General features: G+C 34.7%; 2 protein-coding genes. One reads left to right on the top strand and one right to left on the bottom strand.

What is annotated here, in order from left to right:
* On the bottom strand, nucleotides 1-185 hold a 185-nt coding region (locus tag IQR33_RS15270), incomplete at its 3' end, for a polysaccharide deacetylase family protein (protein WP_193843809.1).
* 247 nt (nucleotides 186-432) lie between these two features.
* On the opposite strand from IQR33_RS15270, the gene IQR33_RS15265 reads away from it, so the two are divergent.
* Nucleotides 433-662: PTS sugar transporter subunit IIB (locus IQR33_RS15265; RefSeq protein ID WP_193843808.1), on the top strand; the 230-nt coding region annotated here is incomplete at its 3' end.

Genomic DNA, 662 nt, shown 5'->3' with positions numbered 1-662 from the left:
GCATTAAAGTAAAACGTCGCTTTGATATCTTCCTGGTTAAGTACTTGAATAACGTCAATAGATGCATTGATTGGTCCATCATCAAACGTTAGATAAATTGTGCCTTTAGAGTCGGTTTGAGCAAATGAGTGTTGTGATAGTGCGGCACTTACAAGCGTTGCAATAGCCAATTTATTAAATTTCATTCTCTATTCCTTTTAAGAAATTAATAACGACGTTGTCAGTAGTAAAATATTGATAATTTGAAACTTAATGTGATGTCTTAAATTATTTTATAACTTTTATCCTAGACCTAAATAATTACAAAAAAATAGGTGGTATTTTCTAAATTGGGATTGTGTTCACGAATAATGCAACCGGTTGCGCTTTTTTGTCTTGGTTATTTTTGCTACAGTTTTTGCAGGTTGAAATTTACACAACGGGAGTAAGGCTATGAAAAAGATCCTTTTATGCTGTAGCGCAGGGATGTCAACCAGTATGCTTGTTAAGAAAATGGAGCAAGCTGCTGAAAATAAAGGAATTGAATGCAAAATTGATGCAATGTCAGTGAATGCGTTTGAAGATGCAATTAAAGAGTACGATGTTTGTCTTCTCGGGCCTCAAGTACGTTTTCAGCTAGAAGAGCTAAGAAAAACGGCGCAAGAGCATGGTAAAAACATTGA

Source organism: Vibrio sp. OPT46, from assembly GCF_015163535.1.
GTDB lineage: Bacteria > Pseudomonadota > Gammaproteobacteria > Enterobacterales > Vibrionaceae > Vibrio > Vibrio alginolyticus.
The sequence above is the reverse complement of the archived record's forward strand: the minus strand, read 5'-3'. Positions and strand labels throughout refer to the sequence as shown.